Source organism: Acinetobacter sp. TY2, from assembly GCF_046269225.1.
Lineage (GTDB): Bacteria > Pseudomonadota > Gammaproteobacteria > Pseudomonadales > Moraxellaceae > Acinetobacter.
On sequence record NZ_JBJZOR010000001.1, the window covers coordinates 154,176 to 176,733 of the forward strand.

The window sequence follows — 22,558 nt, forward strand, 5'->3', positions numbered from 1 at the left end:
CGTGTTCCATAGAGCATCAGGTACTATATTAGATGTCTAAAAGTGTGTTGGAATTTAAGAGAATGTCTGTAAAGCCTAAAATTTTGGTGATGATTGCAAATTTGGGAACACCAGATGAACCAACCACTTCTGGTGTTCGCCGATTCCTTGAAGAGTTTCTGTCAGATGGTCGAGTAATTGAGATTCCTAAATTTTTGTGGAAGATCATTCTGTACAGTTTTGTTTTACCTTTTCGTCCTAAAAAAGTGGCGCAAGCGTATGCGCAGATTTGGACTGAAGATTCTCCAATGCGCTTAATTTTAAATCAACAGGTTCAAGCGCTTCAACAGCAAATTATTTCTGTATATCCTGAATTTGAAATAAATATTGTTCCTGCAATGACGTATGGTACGCCAGGGATTTCAACCATTTTGGCGAATGCGACACAAGCTCAATATGATCATGTCATCTTATTGCCCTTATTTCCGCAATATTCTGCAACATCGACAGCACCGTTATATGATGCGATAGCGGATTGGGTGAAGACTCAGCGTAATTTACCGGGTCTAAGTCTGATTCGTGATTATTATCAACATCCTTTATATATTGAAGCATTGGCTGCAAGTGTGCGAGATTATCAGTCCGAACATGGTCAAGCTGATAAATTGTTGATGTCATTTCATGGTATTCCACAACCTTATGCTGATAAAGGCGATCCTTATGCTGAGCGCTGTCGTATCACTGCAAAAAAAGTTGCACAGGCACTCGGTTTAAATGAAACGCAATGGGCTATTAGCTTTCAATCGCGTTTTGGGAAACAGGAATGGGTTAAGCCTTATACAGATCGAATACTGCAAGAGTGGGCTGAGCAAGGTGTGGCTTCTGTGCAAGTCTTGAGTCCTGCATTTTCAGCAGATTGCTTGGAAACACTTGAAGAGCTTGCTTTACAAAATGCTGAACTTTTTATGCATGCGGGCGGAAAGCACTATGCGTATATTCCGGCACTGAATGATCGAGCAGATCATATTCAATTATTGAGTACATTGGTTCAAGCACAGCTTGATGCATTGAAACAGACACTCATTTCATAAATTTTTTATTTCAAGATTTTCTATTTCAAGGTGGCAGGAGAAATGTATGCTGCAAGTTAAAATTGTACCTGTCACGGCATTTCAACAAAATTGTTCGATTATTTGGGATTCAGAAACTAAAGAAGCTGTTTTGATTGATGCGGGCGGTGATGCTGAAAAACTTCAAGCTGAAGTTGAAGCATTGGGCTTAACAGTGAAAGCGCTATGGTTGACACATGGTCATTTAGATCATGCTGGAGCTGTGGGTGCATTGGTTAAAATATGGAATGTTCCTGTGATTGGGCCACATAAAGAAGATCAATTTTGGTTGGATATGATTCAAGAAGTCTCCGCTCGTTATGGCTTCCCCATTCCAGAACCTGTCATTGTCAATCAGTGGCTAGAGGGTGGTGAAGTCTTAAAACTTGGGCAAGAAGAATTTGAAGTTCGTTTTGCACCAGGTCATACACCAGGTCATGTAGTTTTTTACAATAAAAATTATGGTGTTCTATGGACAGGTGATGTGTTGTTTAAAGGTTCTATTGGTCGTACTGATTTTCCACGAGGTAATCATGCTCAACTGATTGAATCAATACATCGTGAATGTTTTAGTTTACCTGATGAAACACAGTTTATTTCAGGGCATGGGCCAATGAGTACGATTGGTTTTGAAAAACAACATAACCCTTTTGTTGCAGGAAAAGCGGGTTAAAATTAAAAAGCCCTTAATCTTTTTAGATCAGGGGCGATATTATATTTTTTATTATTTTTTTTGTTTTTACAAAGCTAAAAGTATTTTGTCAATTTAATGAAAAGTTTTTTGTCCTTAGGCAACATTAAAAATGTTTACGTATATTTTTATATATTGTTACTTTCTATTTTATATCTATCGCTTATCTTGTACATCTGATTGTATCTTTTTTAGTGACTAAATGGATTATGTAACGATTGTTTTGCTTCAAGAACAATTAATATGGAAGCAACGATAAATAGAATAGCAACGCTAAGTAACAATAGATCAAGGCTATACAGACCTAACGTTACAAAAAAAATAGAAAGTAGCATGAAAGTGGAAAGTAAAATTTTTAAACTTATATGCATGATAATACTCCTAAAGTCATTTTAAGCAGTTTTTGAATTAGATTTAATACAGCTTAAAATGAGTTATAAATTATAATGATGACGAAAATATGAACTTTTTCAAAAAAGTTTAAAGCTACTTTTTAATGTAACTGTAAAATATACTACATTAAGAATGTGATTGAATTGTTGTTTTTTGTATATTTGTTTAATTTAAATCACTAAAAATCTAATTGTCTTCTGCTTGCGGGGCATCTTCAGTTGGAAGTTTATATTCGTCACTTGCCCAAGCACCCAAATCAATCATCTTGCAACGCTCTGAGCAAAAAGGGCGAAATTCATTACCTTCCCAAGTAGATGGTTCACCACAACGTGGGCAAGGAAATGTACGTGGAACAGACATGAAATACTCCAAAAATAAGTGAAAAAATAGGAAAGCGAGTCAGGAATTGTTAGACTTACATTTGATTTCTCTTAGTTTGATCTGATTATGCCGATTCGTCAATTTCAAGCACAGCGTATGCATGCGCCTCGTGATTTTATTTCTATTGAAAATCAGCCGATTTGTGTGGAGATTGGTGCAGGAAAAGGTAAGCATGCCTTACTGTTTACAGAGCAAAATTCTGAACAGCAATTGATTGCAATTGAGCGAACACGTGAAAAATTTGTAGCGATGCAAAAACAACATCAACTTGAAGGTCAAAAAAATTTAATACCTATGCATGCGGATGCTGTGCCATGGGTTGTTCATGCACTTTTTCCTGCACAAGTCGAACAGTTTTTTATTCTTTATCCAAACCCTGAGCCACATAATCCCGCTCAGCGTTGGTTGAATATGCCATTTTTTGAGTTTTTGGTTTCACGTTTACGGGTGAATGGCACGGTGACATTGGCGAGTAATATTCCTGAATATATTGCCGAGGCAGAAAAGCAACTCATTGATGTTTGGAAATTACCTTATGTCAAAGAGGTCATTCCTGCGACATCGGCAAGAACTCATTTTGAAATTAAATATTTAGAACGTGGTGAGCTGTGTCAGCAATTGATTATTTCAAAACCTGAAAGTTACACCACGCGTTTTGATGATTTCATGCCTATACAAGGTCAAAATGCACAAGCTTCTGAGCCAGCAGATGCAAATTAAAAAAGTTGCCATTATTGGTGCAGGGCCTGCTGGATTGATGACTGCAGAAGTATTGAGTCAGCTTAAGAGTACTCAACTAGAGATTCATGTTTTTGAACAAAAGCCTTCTGCTGCACGTAAATTTTTGATGGCAGGCAAAACTGGTTTGAATATTTCTCATGCAGAACCTGTTACACAGTTTATTCAACGTTATGACCACGTGGAATGGTTAAAGCCTTGGGTTGAACAATGGGATGCAAAATGGATTCAAGCGTGGATGCAAGGTCTAGGTATTGAATCATATACAGGCAGTTCAGGACGAATTTTTCCCATTGAAATGAAAGCTGCACCGCTGCTTCGAGCTTGGTTAAAACGCTTGATGGAACAAGGCGTAAAATTCCATTATAGGCATCAAATTATGAATTTGGCTGACAATCAACTCACTATTTTAGATCAAAAAAATCAGCAACAATTTGAGCAGAAATTTGATGCGATAGTTTTAGCATGTGGGGCTGTGTCTTGGTCACGCTTGGGTAGTGATGGTGCTTGGCAAAAATGGTTAAATGCTGATGCCATTGAAAATTTTCAACCAAGTAATGCTGGCGTAGAGCGCAAGTGGTCAAGCTATATGCAGCCTGTATTTGGGCAACCTTTAAAGCGTGTAGATGCATGGCTTGACCATCAACAGAAAACCCAAGGTGATATTGTCATCTCACATTATGGGCTTGAAAGTGGGCTGATTTATAAACAAGGTCGAGCATTGCGCACTTTGCAAAAAGTAGGGCAGCCGATGATACTTCATTTGGACTTGTTGCCCGATCAAAGTATTGAACAGCTTACGCAAAAATTACAATCTTCAAAGAAACAGTCGATGAGTAATGTTTGGCGTAAGGCTGGTTTAGATAGTGCAAAAGCCAATTTAGTCCGAGAGTTAGTCGATAAATCCATTTGGCAACAGCCTGAAAAATTAGCGTTTCAAATTAAAAATTTAGCTATTACTTTAGATGGTTTTCGCCCAATTGAAGAGGCGATTAGTTGTGCAGGTGGTGTACGTGAAAATGCACTGAATCAACATTTACAGCTGAAATTGAATCCTTATGTTTTCTGTTGTGGTGAAATGCTTGATTGGGATGCACCGACAGGCGGTTATTTGTTGACGGCATGTTTTGCGACAGGTCGTGCAGCAGGTGAGGGTGTGGTGCAATATTTACAATTGGATCAATCATCATCTATATCGTAATGGAGCGTAGAATATTTTTTAGTATCCTAAAAAGCGTTCGCAATTGATGAAGGAATAAAAATGTCCGAAGAAAAAATCTATACAGGCAGTTGTTTATGCGGTGCGATTCGCTATGAAATTCATGGTGAAATTGGCGAAGTAATTCAATGCCATTGCAAGCGTTGTCGCAAAGCCAATGGCACGGCATTTGCTACCAATGCTCCGATTAAAAAAGCAGATTTTAAAATTGTTCAAGGTGAACATTTATTGAAAAAATTTGCATCAACACCAACTACAGCACGTTGTTTTTGTAGTGAATGTGCTTCGCCCATCATCAGTATTAAAGCAGAGACACCCGATACTTATCGTTTAAGAATTGGAACATTGGATACACCATTAGAACACAAGCCTGTTATGCATATTTTCACAGCCTATAAGGCAGAGTGGGATACTATTTGTGATGGTTTGCCTCAGTACAAGGAGCGTCCTTAAGTGGCTGTATCAAGTTATAAATTTTATTAATTCCTCCCCTTGCGCAGTCATACTGCTCACCTTTAACAAAGGGAGGAGCAGCATGAGATTATTTTACAACTAAAGCCGTGCCTTCAAACTTGATACCATTCCAACTATTTTGTATAAATTGACGAATGTTTTGGTGATCGGTTGCTTCAGGTGTCGCCAATACAGACGCATAATGTTCTGCAAATAGGCTTAAAGTTTGTGTTTGATCAAGTCCATTAAGTTGAGCAAATGAAAATACTTTTGCGCTACCTTGGTTTTCAGTGGCTGCATTATGTTGCTGACCATTTTGAAATGCGGTTGGTGTATGTGTATAACGAGCTTCAATAAAAGCAATGACATCGGAAAATTTAGCTTCGCCCGATTGAAGTTGATTCAGTAATTCCTGTGACATGTGCATACTCCAGTGAATGATCTATGATGAGAGAAGATGAATTGAATCATCATCCTTTATTTTTCACTCAGAATCATAGCTGAATGTGGTGATGAACTATAGATTCAATTGTACAAAATCATAATGATGGAATTGAAGAAAGCATTTGGAAATTGATCACTTGTGGATAAATTAAGACTTATCCGCTGAACTGAAATTGATGAAGTGGAGAATATAATGAATTGGTTATTTGTCGCTTGTGGTGGAGCAATAGGTGCTTGCTTACGCTATGGTGCAGGGCTACTCATTGTGCGACCAATGAGTTTATTTCCTTGGGCAACATGGTCTATTAATGTGTTGGGCTGTTTTCTTGCAGGCGTCTTCTTTGCCTTAAGTCAACGCTACCCTATACTGCAAAATGAGACTCGACTTTTTGTCATGGTTGGTATTTTTGGTGGATTCACTACATTTTCAAGTTTTGGTTTGGAAACTTTTCAGTTAATCAGACAAGGGCAAATGAACATAGCTGTCATGTATAGTCTGTCGAGTATGATCGTGGGTGTGCTGTGTTTGGCGATGGGTTTTTATTTATTTCAAATATTTTTAAAGTCCGCTTAGCGCTTTTATAAAATCAATATTTAATAATAAAAAGAAGCCTGAATCTGGGGAGATATTCAGGCTTTAAAGTCAAACTATATTTTTAATGAATGCTTCATTTCACTCATCGTATTCTGTCTTTACATCGAATAATACTTAGCGTTTAAAACGTGCAAAGCGTTTATTGAAGTTTGCAATACGACCATCATTATTCACTTGGCGTTGTTCACCTGTATAAAATGGATGTGAAGCACTCGAAATATCTAAGCTGACGTAAGGATATGATTTTCCTTCATACTCACGAGTGTTATTGCTGTTGAGTGTGCTGCCAATGATAAAATAAGCATTAGCATTGGTGTCATGGAATAAAACTTCACGGTATTCGGGATGGATATTTGTACGCATTTCTTATCTCTTATTGGGTTGATTTTGTAATGTTATAATATAACAATATATGTGTCAAGAGATGTTACTTAGCTGGTTTCTGAGTGATTGTATTCAAAAGAAAAATAAATAATTTTGAAGAGTGTTGCATCAAAATAAACATAAAAAAAGAAGTCTAGCAGGAGGATATATTTGCATAGACTTCTAAGAGGTGTTAAGTAAAAGTCGAATGAGATAACGACTTTCTATGTAGATAATTTAGTCTCGCTAACTTAAAAAAATATTAAAATAAGGTTTTGTTGTACAAACATTTTGTAAAAGGTATGTAAATATATCTATTTAAATATGCTTAATTAAGTTGTTCGGATGGAACTAAACTTTCAAATACATCGTTTAAATCATCATTGACTTTAAGATGAATAAGATTCCAATATTGTCCTGATATGGTTCGGTTGACCATCAATGTATCTGGTGATGGTTTGAAAACATCCCAATATTTGAAGGATTTCTTGACGAGCTTCATCCCATCATGGTGAGCTGAATTTTCTGCAAAATCATAAGGTGTGGTCAGTGGACGCAATAAAACTTCTAACCATTGCTGATATAAATCTTCAGGAAATTTATTTTTTTCAGCGAGCGCATCAAGTGCAGTTAATTCATCTTCAATACGTGGAATATCTTGTTTGCGTGCAGCATTAACCAATGATTTAAAGTGAGTAATAATGTCAGTCGATAAGGTTTTTACGCCACCAAAATCGTAAATAATTACACTGCCATTTTCACGAAAAGCAAAGTTACCTGGGTGTGGGTCACAGTGGAATCGCTTTAAGAAAAACATTTGTTGACCCAATGCCTGAATCAAACGACGACCAATATCATTACGAATTGTTAAGTCCCACGTACTGGCCGTTTCAATACTTTCACCTTGTTCAAAACTTAAGGTTAAAACACGCCGTGTTGAATGTTCAGGAAAGACTTTGGGAATAATAATTTTACTGTCTAAACTCTGGTGAAAGGTACGAAAAACCTCAAGATTTTGTGCTTCAATTTCGTAGTTGAGTTCTTCATGTAAACTGTGTTGAATTTCTTGAAATAGGCGATCTTGGAGTTTTTTATCGACCTTTAAAACACCCATTAAGCGTAAGGCTAAACGAACCTGTTTAAGATCACTTTCACAGGCAGTATCGACACCAGGATACTGTACTTTTACTACGACAGGTGTGCCATTGGGTAAAATCGCTTTATGGACTTGACCAATCGAGGCTGCGGCAAAAGGTTGCTCTTCAAAATGGGTAAATGCTTTATTGATCGGCTGTCTGAGCTCACTTTCAACTTGTTGTTTTATTTCAGCAAAGGGCATGGCTGGTGCTTGGCGTTGTAGTTTAGCAATCGCGCTTGCAACTTCAGGTGGGAAAATATCTTTATATTGTGAGGCAATCTGCCCAACTTTCATTGCCGCACCTTTCATCTCGCCTAAGGTATCAGCAATTTGTAGTCCAATATCTTGAAAAAGCTGACTACGAGCTTCATTTTTTTTGTCTTCATCGGCATTAAAATTACGAATGGAGTTGGAAACAGTTTTTGTCGCAATACTTGCAGTCATACTCGCAAGCTTCATAAAGCGGCGGCCTGGTGTACTTGCATTTTTTGACATGCTGATGCGCCCTTCGACAAGAAGAATATAATGATTGTTTTGATCATAGGTGACATTTACATGACTGCCTACTTCAAATTGTTAAGATATTGTTTCGCATTGGCTATTTTTCAATATTTTGATTGTATTTAGTCGAAAGATGTAGCATGCAGAAAAGCGTAGAATAAGCAGATATTGTGTCTGAGGAAAATCAAATGACAAAAGTGTACCGATATTTAACAGGTAAAGATGATGTGAATTTCTGTGCCAAAGTGACCAAAGCTTTAAATGAAGGCTATGAACTCTATGGTTCTCCCACCATGACGTTTAATGGGGTAGATGTGATTGTAGGTCAAGTGATTGTGAAAGATGTTGAAAGTGAATCGGACATTCCATCAGGTTTAAAAGTAGCAATAGGTCAGTTGTAAAGTATTTCAAAATTACCTCCCTCTAATTTTTTAAAAGGAGGCGGAGTAATTTTGAGCTTATCTATTCTTGAATGCTGAATGCTGAATGCTGAATGCTGAATGCTGAATGCTGAATGCTGAATGCTGAATGCTGAATGCTGAATGCTAAATGCTAAATGCTAAATGCTAAATGCTAAATGCTAAATGCTAAATGCTTTATTTTTAATTTGATGATTGTATTAAGCGTTGATTGTTCATACGTAGGCGTGTGAGTAGTAAAACACAAGCGATACTTAAACCGACAATCAACCCAATCCAAACACCCGCTGCACCCATTTCAGTATAACGTGCCAAGTAGATTCCGACAGGGAAGGCGATAATCCAATAGGCAAGCATGGTAATCCACATTGGACCTTTGGTGTCTTGCATGCCACGTAAACAGCCTGCTGCACTGACTTGCCATGCATCCATGAGTTGATAAGCAATCGCAAAGATAATTAAATAAATTGCGATTTGTGTTACTTCAGAATTAGAGGTGTAAACTGCGACAATGTCAGCACGTAGTAACCACATCAGAAGCATGGTAATAAATGCAAAACCCGTTGCAGTGAGTAAGCCGAGTCTTTGTACTTTACGCATAGCCACCCAATTTTTTTCACCATAATAAGTTCCGACTCGAATAGTCAATGCAAGTGCCAAAGACATTGGAATCATAAACAATTGAGAGGTGACGGAAATGGCGATTTGGTGGGCGGCGATGGTGACTTCACCCAGTGTGCTGAGTACAATTGCCCCTGTGCTAAAAATGCTCACTTCAAAGAAAATAGCTAAACCAATTGGTAAGCCTAATTTCAAAATACGCTTAATTAGCACGGGATTCATTTTTTCCCAATGCGTCAACGGTTGAGTTTTTTGATAGCGTTTTGCTTTAAATACATAGATCGCTAAAATAATAAGCATCAGCCATTGTAAAATTGCCGTTGCAAAACCACAGCCAGCACTGCCCAAATGCGGAATAGGACCCAAACCATACATAAAAATAAAGTTTAGCGGAATAAGTGCCACTAAAGCCCCTAAGCTCAGGGCGGTTACAGGCCGTGGAAAACCTAAGGCTTCAGAGTAGTTGCGTAGAGCTGAATACATGGTGACTGCGGGCATACCGAATGCAATCGCATGTAAAAACAGACTTGCTTTAGGAAGTAAAGAATCAGGGACACCAAATAACGGGAGTAGTAAGGGTGTGGCTTGTAAAATCAGCATTGCAATAATGCCGAGAATCAAGGCAATCCAAAGTGACTGACGGACAATTGAAGGGATTTTTTCAGGGGTTCGTGCGCCGTTGGCTTCAGCCACTAAAGGTGTGGTTGCAATCATAATGCCACTAAATAACAACATGACAGGAATCCATAACCCAACCCCGACTGCGATAGCTGCAAGGTCTTCGGCGGACATATGTCCTGCCATAATGGTATCAATTAGTCCAAAACCTGCATAGGCAAATTGAGTGACTAAAATAGGGAGCATTAGATGAAATAGTTGCTTTAATTCAAAGCGGGTAGTTGTGGCTTTGGTCGATGCAGACACAGAAAATACTCGTTTTAAATGTGCTTAGAAAATAAATGGGTTAGCGTTGTAGAGTGAGAAGCACACCAATAAAAATCACCACGCCACCTAAAAAACGTTGCCAATTGATCGGGGTTTTCTCTGAACCTAGAAGCCCAAAGTGATCGATCAACATCGACATTAAAATTTGACCAAAAATAATTAAGCCAGAAAGTGTTAAAAATCCAAGTTTTGGAGCAGTGTAAATGCTAATACTAATTGCATATACACCCAAACAGCCACCGAGCCATAAGTACCAAGGGATCATGTTTAATTCATGCAAACTCGGTTTAGATACGGCTTGCAAGGTCGTTTGAATGATCACTAAAACGGCGAGCACTATTGTACCAATTAAAAATGATAAAAGGGCGGCTTGCAGTGGAGAATGTAAATATTCACGTAATTGTGTATTGATTGCTGTCTGAAAGGTCATGGCAATCCCAATCCCCATGGCTAAGGGTAAAAGGAAAAATAATTGGCTCGCAATTTTCATCATTTTATACCTTTGCTTTTTATCATTTTGCTTTCAGTCTAAAGCAAAATAGAAAGTTGAGCGAATGTGAATGTAGAACTCATGTTAAAATTGTGCATTATCTCTTTGTTTTGAGCTGTCCTTTGGCTGATTTAAATCCTGCACTGATTCCACTTTCTTTATATATTCACATGCCATGGTGTGTGCGGAAATGTCCGTATTGTGATTTTAATTCACATGCCGTGCCTGACGGAAAGTTATCACTGGATTTAGAACAAGAATATTTACAGGCATTGGTCGAAGACTTTAAAACGCAAATTGACTTTGCCCAAGGGCGAGAAATTCATAGTGTATTTATTGGTGGGGGAACACCATCATTAATTTCTGCTAAAGGTTATCAATGGCTTTTTGCTAAACTCAAGGCATTATTATCTTTTGAGCAAGATTGCGAAATCACCTTAGAAGCTAATCCTGGGACAGTAGAGCATGATCCATTTGCAGGTTATTTAGAAGCAGGCATTAACCGTTTATCGATTGGTGTACAAAGTTTTAACACCGAACATTTACAAAAACTTGGTCGTATTCATAGCAATAATGATGCTATTTCTGCCATTAAAAATGCAAAAGAAGCTGGCTTTAAGCGGGTCAATGTTGACTTGATGCATGGCTTACCTGAGCAGACTTTAGAGCAGGCATTGCTTGATTTAAAACTGGCTGTAGAAAGTGGAGCAACGCATATTTCGTGGTATCAATTGACCATTGAACCGAATACAGTATTTTTCCGAACACAACCAATTTTACCTGTCGATGAAGTGTTGGAAGACATTCAAGAACTGGGTGAAACTTATTTAAAAGCCAATGGTTTTATCAATTATGAAGTGTCAGCTTGGCGTAAGGAAAAACCGTCAGCACATAATCTTAATTATTGGCAATTTGGTGATTATTTGGCGATTGGTGCAGGTGCACATGGAAAAGTGACACAAGTTGATGGTGTATATCGTTTTCAAAAAACGCGTTTACCAAAAGATTATTTAGCTAAAGTACCTGCGGAAAATCTGCAATTTAAACGCCTTGAACATGATGACATGCCGTTTGAGTTTATGATGAATGCTTTACGTTTAAACAATGGCGTAGACGCTTCACTGTATGCTGAGCGTACAGGTACGGATTTGTCAGAAATTGCTGAGTTAGTGGCATCATTGCAACAACGTAAATTGATGGTAAATGATCCAAATCGTATTGCATGTACCGAGAAAGGACATGTGTTCCTAAATTCAGTATTGGAAGAGTTTCTTTAATATATTTGGACAAAAAATCAGATCATGATTTATGTGGTGTTGGCACTGATTGGTGTACTTTCAGGCATGATTAGCGGTATTGTCGGAACTGGCTCATCTATTATTTTATTACCCATACTTGCTTATATTTTCGGGGCTAAATTGGCAGTACCAATCATGGCAATTGCTGCGATTATGGGAAATATTTCACGTGTGATGTTATGGCGACATGAACTAAATATAAAAGCTTTTTTGCTGTTTACGAGTGTCGGTATTCCTGCTGCTGTATTGGGCGCAAATACACTGTGGGTTATGCCTGCGAAAGTGTCCAATATATGTATAGGATTGTTTTTTATATTATTGATTCCATTGCGACATTTTGCAAAACGTAAAGGTTTAAAATTAAATAATTTTCATTTAGTTCTTGCTGGTGCATTACTCGGTTATTTGACGGGTTTGGTATTTTCTACAGGTCCATTGTTGTTGCCAGTTTTTAGTGGTTTTGGTTTAACCAAGGGAGCATTACTGGCAACAGAGGCAGCATCTTCTTTTGCATTGTATGCTTCAAAAAGTATAGCCTTTGGTACGTTAGGCGTTTTAAAATCAGAAGTGATTCTTGCGGGTTTTCTTGTGGGTTTATCTTTAATGTTCGGAAATTATTTTGGGAAGTTATTTGTTTTGAATATTTCCGAACGGGTGTTTAATTTATTACTTGATGGAATGTTACTTTTTGCGGGTCTTTCTATGTTGTGGGCTGCCATTTCATAATGTGATTAAATTAAATGCTCATCTATTAAATTTAAAAAGACCGCCTAGGCGGTCTTTTGCTTTTTCTAAAAACTTACAACTTAGTAGTCAAAGCTAAAGTGTTCAGCATCAAGAGACATCATTGTTTTAGATGGATTCACCATAGATTCAGCATGACCTTGTGAACGTGGAAGCAATTGTTCAAAATAGAAATCAGCAAGTTTGATTTTTGCTTTATAGAATTCAGGAACTTCAGCACCCTCACCCGATGCCAATTTTTCTGAAGCAACAGCAGCTTGTTGTGCCCAATAGTATGCCATCATCGCATAACCAGAGAACATCAAAAAATCGACAGAAGCAGAAGATACGATGTCACGGTCCTTACGTGCTGCAAGCATGATACGTACAGTTAAAGCATTCCACTGTGCACAGATTTTAGTTAAATCCCATGCAAAACGGCGCATGTATTTATTACGTGCATGAACACCACAGAATTTCAAAATTTCAGCAGTGTATTCACGAACTACCTTACCTTTAGAAGAAAGTAAAACTTTACGACCAATCAAGTCTAATGCTTGAATACCTGTCGTTCCTTCATAGAGTGTTGAGATACGTGCATCACGGGCAATTTGTTCCATGCCATGCTCTTTGATATAACCGTGACCACCTAGCACTTGCATACCTAAGTTTGCAGACTCTAAACCCATTTCAGTCAAGAAGCCTTTCAAAATTGGGGTATAGAAACCAAGTTTGTCATCATATTCATCATATTTCGCTTGATCGCCTTGAAGGAGGGCATCGGTCATTTTATCCGCTAGCTGTGCAGCGTGATAAATCATTGAACGACCACCTTCAGCAAATGCTTTTTGCGTCAACAACATACGGCGGACATCAGCATGGTGAATGATGGCATCTGCAACACGCTCAGGATCTTTTTTACCAGAAAGGGCACGCATAGACATACGGTCTTTTGCGTATGGTAATGCACCTTGGAAAGACAATTCAGCATGTGCCAAACCTTGAACAGCCGTACCGATACGTGCGGTATTCATAAAGGTAAACATTGCATGTAGACCTTTGTTGATTTCACCGATGAGGTAACCAGTTGCAGCATCAAAGTTAAGCACAGCAGTAGCTGAAGCACGAATCCCCATTTTATGTTCAATTGAACCGCAAGTTACAGGATTACGTTCACCTACACCGCCATCTGCAGTTGGAATGAATTTAGGTACGATGAATAATGAAATACCTTTTGTGCCTGCAGGTGCATCTGGAAGACGGGCAAGAACAATGTGAACAATATTGTCTGTTAAATCATGTTCACCTGCAGAGATGAAAATTTTCGTTCCTGTAATAGCATAAGTACCATCTGTATTTGGCTCTGCTTTAGTTTTCACTTGTCCTAAGTCGGTACCGCACTGAGGTTCAGTCAAACACATTGTACCTGACCAAGTACCCGCAGTGAGATGAGGCATATACGTTGCTTTTTGCTCATCTGTACCAAACTGCATGATGGTGTTCATACAGCCCATACTTAAACCTGGATACATAGTGAAAGACCAGTTTGCAGTCCCCATCATTTCAGATTTAACGAGGTTTAAAGACATCGGTAAGCCTTGACCACCAAATTCTTCAGGATAAGACAAACCTTGCCATCCGCCTTGAACAAATTGATCGTAAGCTTCCTTAAAACCTTTTGGTGTAGTCACTTCACCATCTTTAAAATGACACCCTTCTTCATCACCTGATTGGTTGAGTGGTGAAAGTACATTTTCACAAAAGTCTGCTGCACCATCAATAATCATGTTAATGGTGTCTGCATCGGCATTTTCACCGTTAGACAGTGTTTTGTAATGTGATGCGTAGTCAAATACTTCATTCATTAAGAAGCGGATATCTCGTACGGGCGCTTTATATGCTGGCATGTGTCGTAATCCTGAATACAAATATAGTTATGGGCTTTTAAGCAATGGATTTATTATTCAATTTAAATGAGTTGAATGCATTGATAACTGTAACTAAAAAAAATGTCAGAAAAGCGAATTAGATACAAAATGTAGAGTGTTTTTTTTAACTTTTTTGATAAAATTAAAATGATTTTTATTGTGGATCTAAATTTATTTTTAGATTTTAATTATAAAGAAACAAGATATTTGAAGAATATTATGCGCCTAAAAAAATTAAGTTTATGTTTGTTTGCACTCAGTTTAACTGCTTGTTCATCTCACGTCATTAAATCCAATAATGCAACAACCAATGCTCTTGATCAGCGGGCAAGCGATGGTCTTAATGCCATGTTTGACTATCCAAGTTATGATTATAATGGCACGTTTAAATTTGCGGTTGATAATGCAAGCGTAAGCAAAGAAAATATTTCAAATCAATCTAGAGTTGCCGATCCTGAGCTTGAAAAACAGGTACAAGCAGTACTCAGAGCACAGCGTATCAATTTAAGTTCGGTACAATTGCAACAGCTTTATCAAGCTATTGCAGCAGAAGAATTAGGCGAATCATCTTCGGCATCATCTTCACGTTCTAAAAAAATTGAAGGTTTTGTCATGAAATTGCTGAGTGAAATGCAATTTAGCTATGATGGTTCGGTACATTATAAGCAAAAAATGGCATCGATGAATTTGACGGTTAGGTATGAAAAACCAACCTTATTGGTACAAGCCAAAGTACCCATGGTCGTCGACTTTAATGCATATAAGTTTTACACCAATTATTTTGCATTGATGCCTTTTATGGTCAATAAAGACAGTCAGAATTCACTCGCTTATATTGATTTTTCAAAATATAAAAAAGATCTTGAAAAGCTCGATGTAAAAGCATTGGTTTCCTATTTAAAAGAATCATCGGCTTTACCTTATTTATTGGCAGATGCTCAAAATATCGAAACAGTTTCATTAAATGCACAAGATAAGGCTCAAGGTGCAGTCGATAAAATTCGTTTGAAAATTTCACTTGAGGAATGGCTCTTACAAGCACGTTTATATGAGCAAATAAATAAACCCTATTTTCAAGCTAAAATGTCGAGTGTATTTCCTAATAACGACGTTACAGCAGATGCAGCCTCTAGTGATGTAATTGCCGAATATGCAGATGCTTCTTCAGATGACGCAGATTCATTGTCAACCTATGGGATGAGTGCACAAGAAGCTGAGGCATACCGTGCAAGTCAAAACCTCTATAAATTAGTCAATGCACAGTTTAATTCTGATGATGATCGTACAGCAGATGATGAAGAGGCAGATTGTGAAACGGCAGGTGAATGCGCTGTTGCAGCAAGTAGTGCTGCTGTCGATGCTGCTGCAATGTGTACGAGTGAGTGTAATGAAGCAATAAATGCTGCTTCGACAGATACAGAAGAAGCTGATTCTTCCGATGATGAAGGTACTTTAAGTGCTGAGCAATGTCAGGCAATGACTGTACAGAAAAAACGCCCTGCCATTGGAGATATTCAATCGTGTATGGAAGAGCATGAGATTGATCTACTTGTTCATAATACAGTGAACAAACCACAAAGCGTAACCTCTGAAGATGCACCATCATTTATAAACACGGTTTTTTCGACTGAAAAAACAGAACTTGATCAACGCTTTGAATCTTATGCATCTAAAGAATTTAAAGATGCTAAAGCCTTTAAAGTGTTGTGGGATCAGCATCAAGCTGATGTGAAAAAAGAGTTAGCACGTCAGGGCAGTCATAACCCTGTGCTGATGGATGTTGCATTAGACAAGCAGGGTCGTGCAGTTCGTATTGATTATGATATTCAGTTTAAAACCAAGGCATCAGGGATACTCAAGTTTAAAACAGATATGAATATTCTTAATTATGGCAATGCTACAACTATTAATCGTACTGAATTAAATCAGGCAAAATCAATTGAAGAAGTTGGTAAAGGTTCACCACTTGAAAATATGGTGAACGGTTTCAGTAAATCTTTGGGTGTAGATACAACTCAAGCCTCAGGTGCTGTAACCCCATTGTCTTTAAAACAACAACTGAATGATCTTGCAATTCAAGTCTATGATTCAACAAAATCTTATAGCAAAACTTATCAGGCTGTATTTATTGTAAAAATGAGTGCGGAACAACCTAATGTTGTTAAATTATTTAGCCCAAGCGAGCTAAATGAGATTGGCAGTGTTTATGCCTATGCCTATGCGGATGAATCGATTTACAATCCACAAGGCAAAGTCAAAGAAGAACTTGATCGTTTGGTGAAAAAGCATCATTTAGAGCTGAATGATCAATATAATGATCGCGTAGGTGAGTCGGTGTATAGTGTTGTTGTCGATGCTATTGAAGGGCAGAAAGATCGCCAAGCGTGGAAAACTTTTGTTCAAAAGCATAAAACAGCGAAAAGCGCATTTACTGAATATTATGTTTCTGAATTTCTATCTGATTTTGAAGAAGGAGATTTAGATGCTGAGCAAAAAGCAAGTCTGCATAAAACTGCAAAAATTCTTGCTCAAGCTTATGAAGATACACGTAAAAATCAATTAACAGCGAAAACCATTCACAACTTAAAAGAAGATGATGTTGGGTTTATTGACTATGATTTATATCGTAAAACCTTTGAAAAGGTGGGTGCTTCATTTAAGTAAAGCAAAATAGAAGTATTGAATAAAAAAGCACCTTAAATGAGGTGCTTTTTTATTCATTGGAATTTAAAACTTAAATAAAGTCTTTTAAATTAGGTTTAACACCATTCCAAATATAAAATGCCTCAATGGCTTGTCCAACAAGCATGCCAAAACCTTCCGATGTGGGTACGCCACGTGCTTTGGCTTGATCAATAAAAGTTGAAGGTTTGCCGTATGCCATTTCATAAGCATATTTAAATTGTAGTGTTTCAGGCAGGATAAGCGTATCGCCTGTTAAACTTGCAGAGGTTGCATTGATAATAAGATCATATTCGCCATGTAACTGATCTAGTCCGCAAGCTGAAAGTTCTATATGCGGAACAGCATCCCGAAGATCACTGACCAATTGTTCTGCACGAGCAAGTGTACGGTTGGCAATAGTGATGTGTGTTACGCCTGCTTGAGCAAGTGGATAAATGACACCACGCGTTGCACCACCTGCACCAATAATTAAGATGCGACTGTTTTGGAGTGACCAATCGAGTGCATGAATGGCTTCAACCAAACCTTGACCATCTGTATTGTCGCCATGTAATTCACCATTTTCCATCCATAAGGTATTGACGGCTTTAGCAATGGTGGCACGTTCAGATAAATGTGTACATAAAGCAAAGGCTTGTTCTTTGAATGGAACTGTAACGTTCATCCCTACGGCATTGGCATCGGAAAAAAAATCTTTGACGCTGACTTCAAAGTCATCAAGTTCAGCCAAACGTTTCTTGTAGCTTAGATCAATATGAGTTTTTTCAGCAAACTGATGGTGTAATTCAGGTGAGCGAGAGTGTTCAATGGGATTACCAATGACCGCGAATTGTTTGCTCATTGCACAGCATCCATGTGGTGAAAATGAGCTTCAATATACGACAGAATACAGAATGACTAAAGCCTGAACTATAGATTTACAGAAAAACTTGGTGAGAAAATAAAATTACGGATTGCAGATATCTTGAACGGTATCGACTAATAAAAACAGTCCACTGACTAAAAAGCCAATTACACCAATCGCCATCGTGGTAAAAGCAAAATTATCATTAAATGCACTTTCAGAAAAAACAGTAGTGCTGACAGAACTTAAAAATACAATCACAAAGCTCCATAAAAGGAGGGTGATGGTACTAAATTTTTTGATATTCATCGATTATTCCCTGTTTGCTATGATGAAGATAAAGGCGAAAAACGACCTAAACACAGGGCGTAATGATGAAGTGATTTTCAAGATATGGGACATCTTACGCTAATTTCAGCGCTGAGATGTTATTGTGTTTGCAACAGAACGTATCAAGAATTGAAGATTTAATTTATGTTGTAATTGAGTGTGGCGAGTTTAAATTTTTAAAAATACTATTTAAGTAAATTAAAATAAGGTTTTACATTGAATTGTAAGTTCAAAATACAATACATTTTTTGTTTTCTCTTAAAATGTATTGCATTCAAACAATCTAAAATGACGGAGTTTTTTAAACTATTTTAGTTCATTTAACCAATCTTTAGGTTTTAAATAATAATCCGTTAAACGTTTTTCGGGGCTGTTTTCATCCCATATTGGACGATATGACCAACCTGCAAGCGGTGGCATACTCACCAAAATTGACTCGATACGACCACCTGTTTGTAAGCCAAATAGAGTGCCTCGGTCATACACTAAATTATATTCAACATAGCGACCACGACGATACAGTTGGAAGTCGCGTTGCGCTTCGGTATAAGGCTTATCTTGATTTTTCTGGAAAATCGGTAAAATAGCTTCAAGGTAGCCATTGCCCACCGCTTGAATATATTCAAAGCATTTTTCAAAGTCCCATTGATTTAGGTCATCAAAAAATAAGCCACCCACGCCACGTTGTTCATCACGGTGTTTTAAATAGAAATAATCATCACACCATTGCTTATGTTCTGCATAAACATTATCACCAAACGGTGCACAGAGATCATACGATTTTTGATGCCATGCAAGGACATCTTCATCATTTGGATAAAAAGGCGTGAGATCAAAACCACCACCGAACCACCAAATTGGTTCTTGACCTTCTTTTTCGGCAACAAATAAGCGAACGTTTGCATGAGAAGTTGGTACATTCGGATTGTTCGGATGGATAACGAGTGAAACACCCATTGCTTGCGCTTTTGCTCCTGCAATTTGCGGATGGCGTTCAGTTGCAGATGCAGGCAGATTTGAAATGTTGATGTGTGAGAACATCACACCACCTTTTTCAACTACAATGCCATTTTGTAGTACGCGAGAGCGACCACCACCACCTTCAGGACGTTGCCAATCATCAATTTCAAATGTCGCAGTTCCACCGCCAATTTTTTCTTGTTGTTCTAGCGCAGAACAAATGCGTGCTTGTAAATCACATAAAAAATCACGTACACGTTGGATATCTGCGGATGTTGGATTCTGCATGTGAACCTCTTGGGAAGATGAAAATAAAATTTCTGAAGTTGTATACATAAAAACATAAAACCATAAAAAAAGTAAGGAATTTAATGCTTTTATTTAAAAAAAAGATGCTTCTATATTTTAAGCATCTTTTAATTGTGTGAGGCTTTATCTGATTAGAATTTTACTTTTGCATTTTCCCATGCTTTAGGCATAACTGGAACTTTATCAATAACTAGAAAGTTTGGTTTAAACCAATGCTTTTCGCAACCCTCAGCAACTCTTACAGGGCAAACTTTGCTATTAAGCCAACTATTGTCATAAATACGCTGAGTCACACGCTCCCAAGATTGTTTAGTTTTCCCTTTACTTTCAAACCATTGTTTAAAGTCAGTGGATGCGTATTTATAGTCTAATATTTGCTTGCTGTCATGACCAAATAGAGTTCCTTGTGGTGTTGGCTGTTCAGATGGTATATAGATACCATTTTTACTTCCTGCAAAATCTGGATAATGGCTATTAATGCCTCCTTCCTGAATGTATTTAAATACAAATGTATTTGGAGCATTTGCTAAGTGTGTCGCTTTTGAAGCTTCTTTGGTTTCAATCCAGCCATGTCGGGTATGGGTTACATATTCTGGCTGATTGTCTTTCATCCAAATAATGACATGTTCCCATTCATTTTTATGCCCACATAACTTCTCTGGTACTGCAGGACTACATTGATCTTTAACCGCATATAAACCAAAAATACGTGCTTTGTAATTTGATTTATTTGAGCTCACTTCATGATATGTCAGATATGCATTATTCATTTGATCGAAATAATTACATTTATCTGTCTTAGAGCCTGCTAAAGGAATTCCAGGATTAGCTCTGAGCGAACCGTCAAGTGCGGTATAGACTGGAGCTGAGGCATAGCACCCATCAGTACCGAAGGCAAAAACAGCACGACCTTGATTTAATTCTGCATCAGAAGGTGAAATATAATTTTTGAGAGATAAGCAGGCAGTTGGTAATTCATTATTTACTGATTCTGCTTTGGCTTGGGCACAGGTTTTGGTATTCCAATTAGGCGTTTCTAAATGATCAATAGAACCAAAATGTGCATAAACTTTATTATTCTGATTCAGGTCAATGGTACAAGTATTTGCATTGCTATTTTCACAGCCTTCCCAACCTTCAAAGACCATATTGGGTGTTGTGGGAGTGGCTGTTAATGTTATGTTTGATATATTTGTTGTACGAACAGTGGCAGATCCTTCAATAGGATTGTTGAGCAAGACTGCTGTATTATTGTCCTTATTTAGAGTTTCAATTCTAGGATCGTTGCTAGTGATTTCGCCATTCTCACCTGATGATATTTCTGTTTGATAGACGGTTTTGGTGAATATTGCTGGCTCTTCAAGCCTTATTAATGAATCAAAAACTTCATCCATAATTGATCTAAATAAAGATGAATCAGCTGTTTTATACGCATCATTAAGACTCATATTGAAGCTATTATTTTTATTATTAAAGTATTCATCATAGTTAAACTCTAATTTCTGAAGAGCTTGAGTATTTTTATTTAAACTCAAAATATCTTCATAATTAATCGTTTTATTGCCATCTAAATCTTCTTTTAAGATTTTATCTGCTAACAGATCTGTAAATATTATCATGTCGGCATAGCTTAAGCCGAGAAACCGTTCCATTGCTTCATTGCTAATGAGAAAGGAAAACTCATTGAATTCAATTTTGTGGTCTAAAATTTGTTGCTTGGTTGCAAGGATGAAACCAATATTTTTCTCACCTGATAAATAGTTAATGATAAATAGATCTTCGGCTTGGCCAAGTAATATAGGAGTATCTTTGAGCTTACCATCTAAAAGGTCAACTGTCTCCGATGTACTATTAGGATATTTTAAACTAGTAATTTGAACTTTATCGGTTTTTTCCCCAAAGTTTAGGTGTGTATTTTGGGGTGGAGAAGATGTTTCATTGTTATTGGTTTTAGAATCACTACCATTACACCCCATTAATAATATCGAGAAAATACTCATTGCTAAGATAGTTTTTTTCATGGTCATCTCAAGTTTCTAATGCTAGAAAATAGAATCTAGCCAAGAAAAAGAGTGAAAAATATCCCTGAAATCAGTGATTTTCGCTTAATCTAGTATGGTTTAATTTGATTTATATCACATTTTTGTTTTAAAAATCCTCTTTCTCATACATATGCGACATACGGTCATGTTTAGTTTTTAAATAATCAGCATTGAATTCATTCAAACCCACAGTCAATGGCACACGATCCGTTACATCAACACCTAAGTCAGTTAAAGCTTTAAGTTTTAACGGATTGTTAGTGATGAGTTTGACCTGTTTTACGGCTAAATGATCCAACATAATGCTACACATATCATAAGTGCGGGCATCGGCAGGGAGGTTTAACATCAAATTAGCATCAACAGTGTCATGTCCTTGATCTTGTAAAGCATAAGCACGAATTTTATTGGTCAAGCCAATACCACGACCTTCTTGACGCAGATATAAAATCACACCTTGACCTGCATCATTGATCATTTGCATGGTGTTATGCAGCTGTGGGCCACAGTCACACTTGAGTGACCCAAAGGCATCGCCCGTTAAACATTCAGAATGAATACGTACTAAAACAGGTGCGGTTGGTGCATTTTCAAGACCTTTTGAAAGCGCAACGTGCTCTTCACCAGTTTGTGGATCTTGAAAAACAGAAATTTTAAAGTCACCAAAAGCCGTAGGGAGTTTAGACGTAGCAATAAATTCAATCGGCACAGGCTTAACCATTTTTTGTGTTGAAATTGGCTAAAGTATAGCGTAAAGCATGCATATAGGTAGAATGGTAACGTATGTTTTTATGCACAATCCTGAAAATACATTATTCTTTTTTGTATAAAGAACACGAAAATGGTTGATAAATACTAAGATTATTCAGGATAATTAGACCAAATTGACATAAATGCCGAACTGAGAACCGTTCAGTGGAGCATCCTTATAAATGTGGCGGAAGGTTTGTGATATGATGA

At 37.5% G+C, this 22,558-nt stretch carries 22 protein-coding genes; 10 read left to right on the forward strand and 12 right to left on the reverse strand.

Annotated elements, in window-relative coordinates; translation table 11 throughout:
- Nucleotides 1–62 precede the first annotated feature (62 nt).
- Nucleotides 63–1,070, forward strand: coding sequence for a ferrochelatase (gene hemH, locus ACK1JC_RS00720; protein WP_409509937.1), 1,008 nt, complete (start codon nucleotides 63–65; stop codon nucleotides 1,068–1,070).
- Nucleotides 1,071–1,116: 46 nt separating this feature from the next.
- Nucleotides 1,117–1,761 (forward strand): MBL fold metallo-hydrolase, encoded by a 645-nt coding sequence (locus ACK1JC_RS00725; RefSeq protein WP_409509938.1) that lies wholly within the window; start codon nucleotides 1,117–1,119, stop codon nucleotides 1,759–1,761.
- 597 nt (nucleotides 1,762–2,358) lie between these two features.
- On the opposite strand, the gene ACK1JC_RS00730 is transcribed toward ACK1JC_RS00725, so the two are convergent.
- Entirely contained in the window at nucleotides 2,359–2,532 is a 174-nt protein-coding gene (locus ACK1JC_RS00730; RefSeq protein ID WP_409509939.1) for a DNA gyrase inhibitor YacG, read from the reverse strand.
- Between the two features lie 81 nt (nucleotides 2,533–2,613).
- On the opposite strand from ACK1JC_RS00730, the gene ACK1JC_RS00735 reads away from it, so the two are divergent.
- The 3 genes from ACK1JC_RS00735 to ACK1JC_RS00745 are packed head-to-tail and all read left to right on the forward strand — an operon-like array spanning nucleotide 2,614 to nucleotide 4,963.
- Nucleotides 2,614–3,273, forward strand: a complete 660-nt coding sequence (locus tag ACK1JC_RS00735; RefSeq protein WP_409510014.1) for an SAM-dependent methyltransferase — start codon at nucleotides 2,614–2,616, stop codon at nucleotides 3,271–3,273.
- The gene (locus ACK1JC_RS00740) at nucleotides 3,263–4,492 is read left to right on the forward strand and encodes a TIGR03862 family flavoprotein (RefSeq protein WP_409509940.1); all 1,230 of its coding nucleotides are present in this window, start codon (nucleotides 3,263–3,265) and stop codon (nucleotides 4,490–4,492) included. Before ACK1JC_RS00735 ends, ACK1JC_RS00740 begins: the two co-directional genes overlap by 11 nt.
- A gap of 60 nt (nucleotides 4,493–4,552) precedes the next feature.
- Nucleotides 4,553–4,963: a GFA family protein gene (locus ACK1JC_RS00745; RefSeq protein ID WP_409509941.1), complete on the forward strand. Its 411-nt coding sequence runs from the start codon at nucleotides 4,553–4,555 to the stop codon at nucleotides 4,961–4,963.
- 88 nt (nucleotides 4,964–5,051) lie between these two features.
- Here ACK1JC_RS00745 and ACK1JC_RS00750 read toward each other — a convergent pair whose 3' ends face one another.
- Nucleotides 5,052–5,384, reverse strand: coding sequence for a HopJ type III effector protein (locus ACK1JC_RS00750; protein ID WP_409509942.1), 333 nt, complete (start codon nucleotides 5,382–5,384; stop codon nucleotides 5,052–5,054).
- Nucleotides 5,385–5,600: 216 nt separating this feature from the next.
- On the opposite strand from ACK1JC_RS00750, the gene crcB reads away from it, so the two are divergent.
- Complete coding sequence (crcB, locus tag ACK1JC_RS00755) at nucleotides 5,601–5,981, forward strand: fluoride efflux transporter CrcB (protein WP_409509943.1); 381 nt, start codon at nucleotides 5,601–5,603, stop codon at nucleotides 5,979–5,981.
- 135 nt (nucleotides 5,982–6,116) lie between these two features.
- On the opposite strand, the gene ACK1JC_RS00760 is transcribed toward crcB, so the two are convergent.
- Both ACK1JC_RS00760 and ACK1JC_RS00765 read right to left on the reverse strand, forming a co-directional pair.
- Entirely contained in the window at nucleotides 6,117–6,365 is a 249-nt protein-coding gene (locus ACK1JC_RS00760) for a type B 50S ribosomal protein L31 (protein ID WP_409509944.1), read from the reverse strand.
- Between the two features lie 328 nt (nucleotides 6,366–6,693).
- Nucleotides 6,694–7,998 carry an ABC1 kinase family protein gene (locus tag ACK1JC_RS00765; protein WP_409509945.1) on the reverse strand — a complete coding sequence of 435 codons (1,305 nt, stop codon included), beginning with the start codon at nucleotides 7,996–7,998 and terminating at the stop codon, nucleotides 6,694–6,696.
- 194 nt (nucleotides 7,999–8,192) lie between these two features.
- Here ACK1JC_RS00765 and ACK1JC_RS00770 point away from each other — a divergent pair, with 194 nt between their 5' ends.
- Nucleotides 8,193–8,405 (forward strand): DUF1737 domain-containing protein, encoded by a 213-nt coding sequence (locus tag ACK1JC_RS00770; protein ID WP_409509946.1) that lies wholly within the window; start codon nucleotides 8,193–8,195, stop codon nucleotides 8,403–8,405.
- Between the two features lie 201 nt (nucleotides 8,406–8,606).
- On the opposite strand, the gene ACK1JC_RS00775 is transcribed toward ACK1JC_RS00770, so the two are convergent.
- Both ACK1JC_RS00775 and ACK1JC_RS00780 read right to left on the reverse strand, forming a co-directional pair.
- Nucleotides 8,607–9,908, reverse strand: a complete 1,302-nt coding sequence (locus tag ACK1JC_RS00775) for an MATE family efflux transporter (protein WP_409510015.1) — start codon at nucleotides 9,906–9,908, stop codon at nucleotides 8,607–8,609.
- 100 nt (nucleotides 9,909–10,008) lie between these two features.
- Nucleotides 10,009–10,482, reverse strand: a complete 474-nt coding sequence (locus ACK1JC_RS00780) for a DMT family transporter (RefSeq protein WP_409509947.1) — start codon at nucleotides 10,480–10,482, stop codon at nucleotides 10,009–10,011.
- A gap of 119 nt (nucleotides 10,483–10,601) precedes the next feature.
- Between ACK1JC_RS00780 and hemW the strand changes: the two genes are divergently transcribed.
- Together hemW and ACK1JC_RS00790 are read left to right on the forward strand one after the other, a co-directional pair.
- On the forward strand, nucleotides 10,602–11,756 hold the full coding sequence (hemW, locus tag ACK1JC_RS00785; RefSeq protein ID WP_409509948.1) for a radical SAM family heme chaperone HemW: 1,155 nt from the start codon (nucleotides 10,602–10,604) through the stop codon (nucleotides 11,754–11,756).
- 24 nt (nucleotides 11,757–11,780) lie between these two features.
- On the forward strand, nucleotides 11,781–12,503 hold the full coding sequence (locus ACK1JC_RS00790) for a sulfite exporter TauE/SafE family protein (RefSeq protein WP_409509949.1): 723 nt from the start codon (nucleotides 11,781–11,783) through the stop codon (nucleotides 12,501–12,503).
- Nucleotides 12,504–12,583: 80 nt separating this feature from the next.
- Here ACK1JC_RS00790 and ACK1JC_RS00795 read toward each other — a convergent pair whose 3' ends face one another.
- Complete coding sequence (locus ACK1JC_RS00795; RefSeq protein WP_409509950.1) at nucleotides 12,584–14,407, reverse strand: acyl-CoA dehydrogenase C-terminal domain-containing protein; 1,824 nt, start codon at nucleotides 14,405–14,407, stop codon at nucleotides 12,584–12,586.
- Between the two features lie 240 nt (nucleotides 14,408–14,647).
- Between ACK1JC_RS00795 and ACK1JC_RS00800 the strand changes: the two genes are divergently transcribed.
- Nucleotides 14,648–17,092, forward strand: coding sequence for a hypothetical protein (locus ACK1JC_RS00800; protein ID WP_409509951.1), 2,445 nt, complete (start codon nucleotides 14,648–14,650; stop codon nucleotides 17,090–17,092).
- Between the two features lie 70 nt (nucleotides 17,093–17,162).
- Here ACK1JC_RS00800 and aroE read toward each other — a convergent pair whose 3' ends face one another.
- The 5 genes from aroE to ribA all read right to left on the reverse strand — a co-directional run bounded on the left by aroE (nucleotide 17,163) and on the right by ribA (nucleotide 22,307).
- Nucleotides 17,163–17,954 carry a shikimate dehydrogenase gene (aroE, locus tag ACK1JC_RS00805; protein ID WP_409509952.1) on the reverse strand — a complete coding sequence of 264 codons (792 nt, stop codon included), beginning with the start codon at nucleotides 17,952–17,954 and terminating at the stop codon, nucleotides 17,163–17,165.
- 105 nt (nucleotides 17,955–18,059) lie between these two features.
- Nucleotides 18,060–18,266 carry a hypothetical protein gene (locus ACK1JC_RS00810; RefSeq protein WP_409509953.1) on the reverse strand — a complete coding sequence of 69 codons (207 nt, stop codon included), beginning with the start codon at nucleotides 18,264–18,266 and terminating at the stop codon, nucleotides 18,060–18,062.
- A 327-nt stretch (nucleotides 18,267–18,593) separates the two neighbouring features.
- Nucleotides 18,594–19,535, reverse strand: coding sequence for an oxygen-dependent coproporphyrinogen oxidase (gene hemF / locus ACK1JC_RS00815; RefSeq protein WP_409509954.1), 942 nt, complete (start codon nucleotides 19,533–19,535; stop codon nucleotides 18,594–18,596).
- A gap of 152 nt (nucleotides 19,536–19,687) precedes the next feature.
- Entirely contained in the window at nucleotides 19,688–21,577 is a 1,890-nt protein-coding gene (locus ACK1JC_RS00820) for an NPP1 family protein (protein ID WP_409509955.1), read from the reverse strand.
- 127 nt (nucleotides 21,578–21,704) lie between these two features.
- Nucleotides 21,705–22,307 (reverse strand): GTP cyclohydrolase II, encoded by a 603-nt coding sequence (ribA, locus tag ACK1JC_RS00825; RefSeq protein WP_409509956.1) that lies wholly within the window; start codon nucleotides 22,305–22,307, stop codon nucleotides 21,705–21,707.
- Nucleotides 22,308–22,558: the final 251 nt, after the last annotated feature.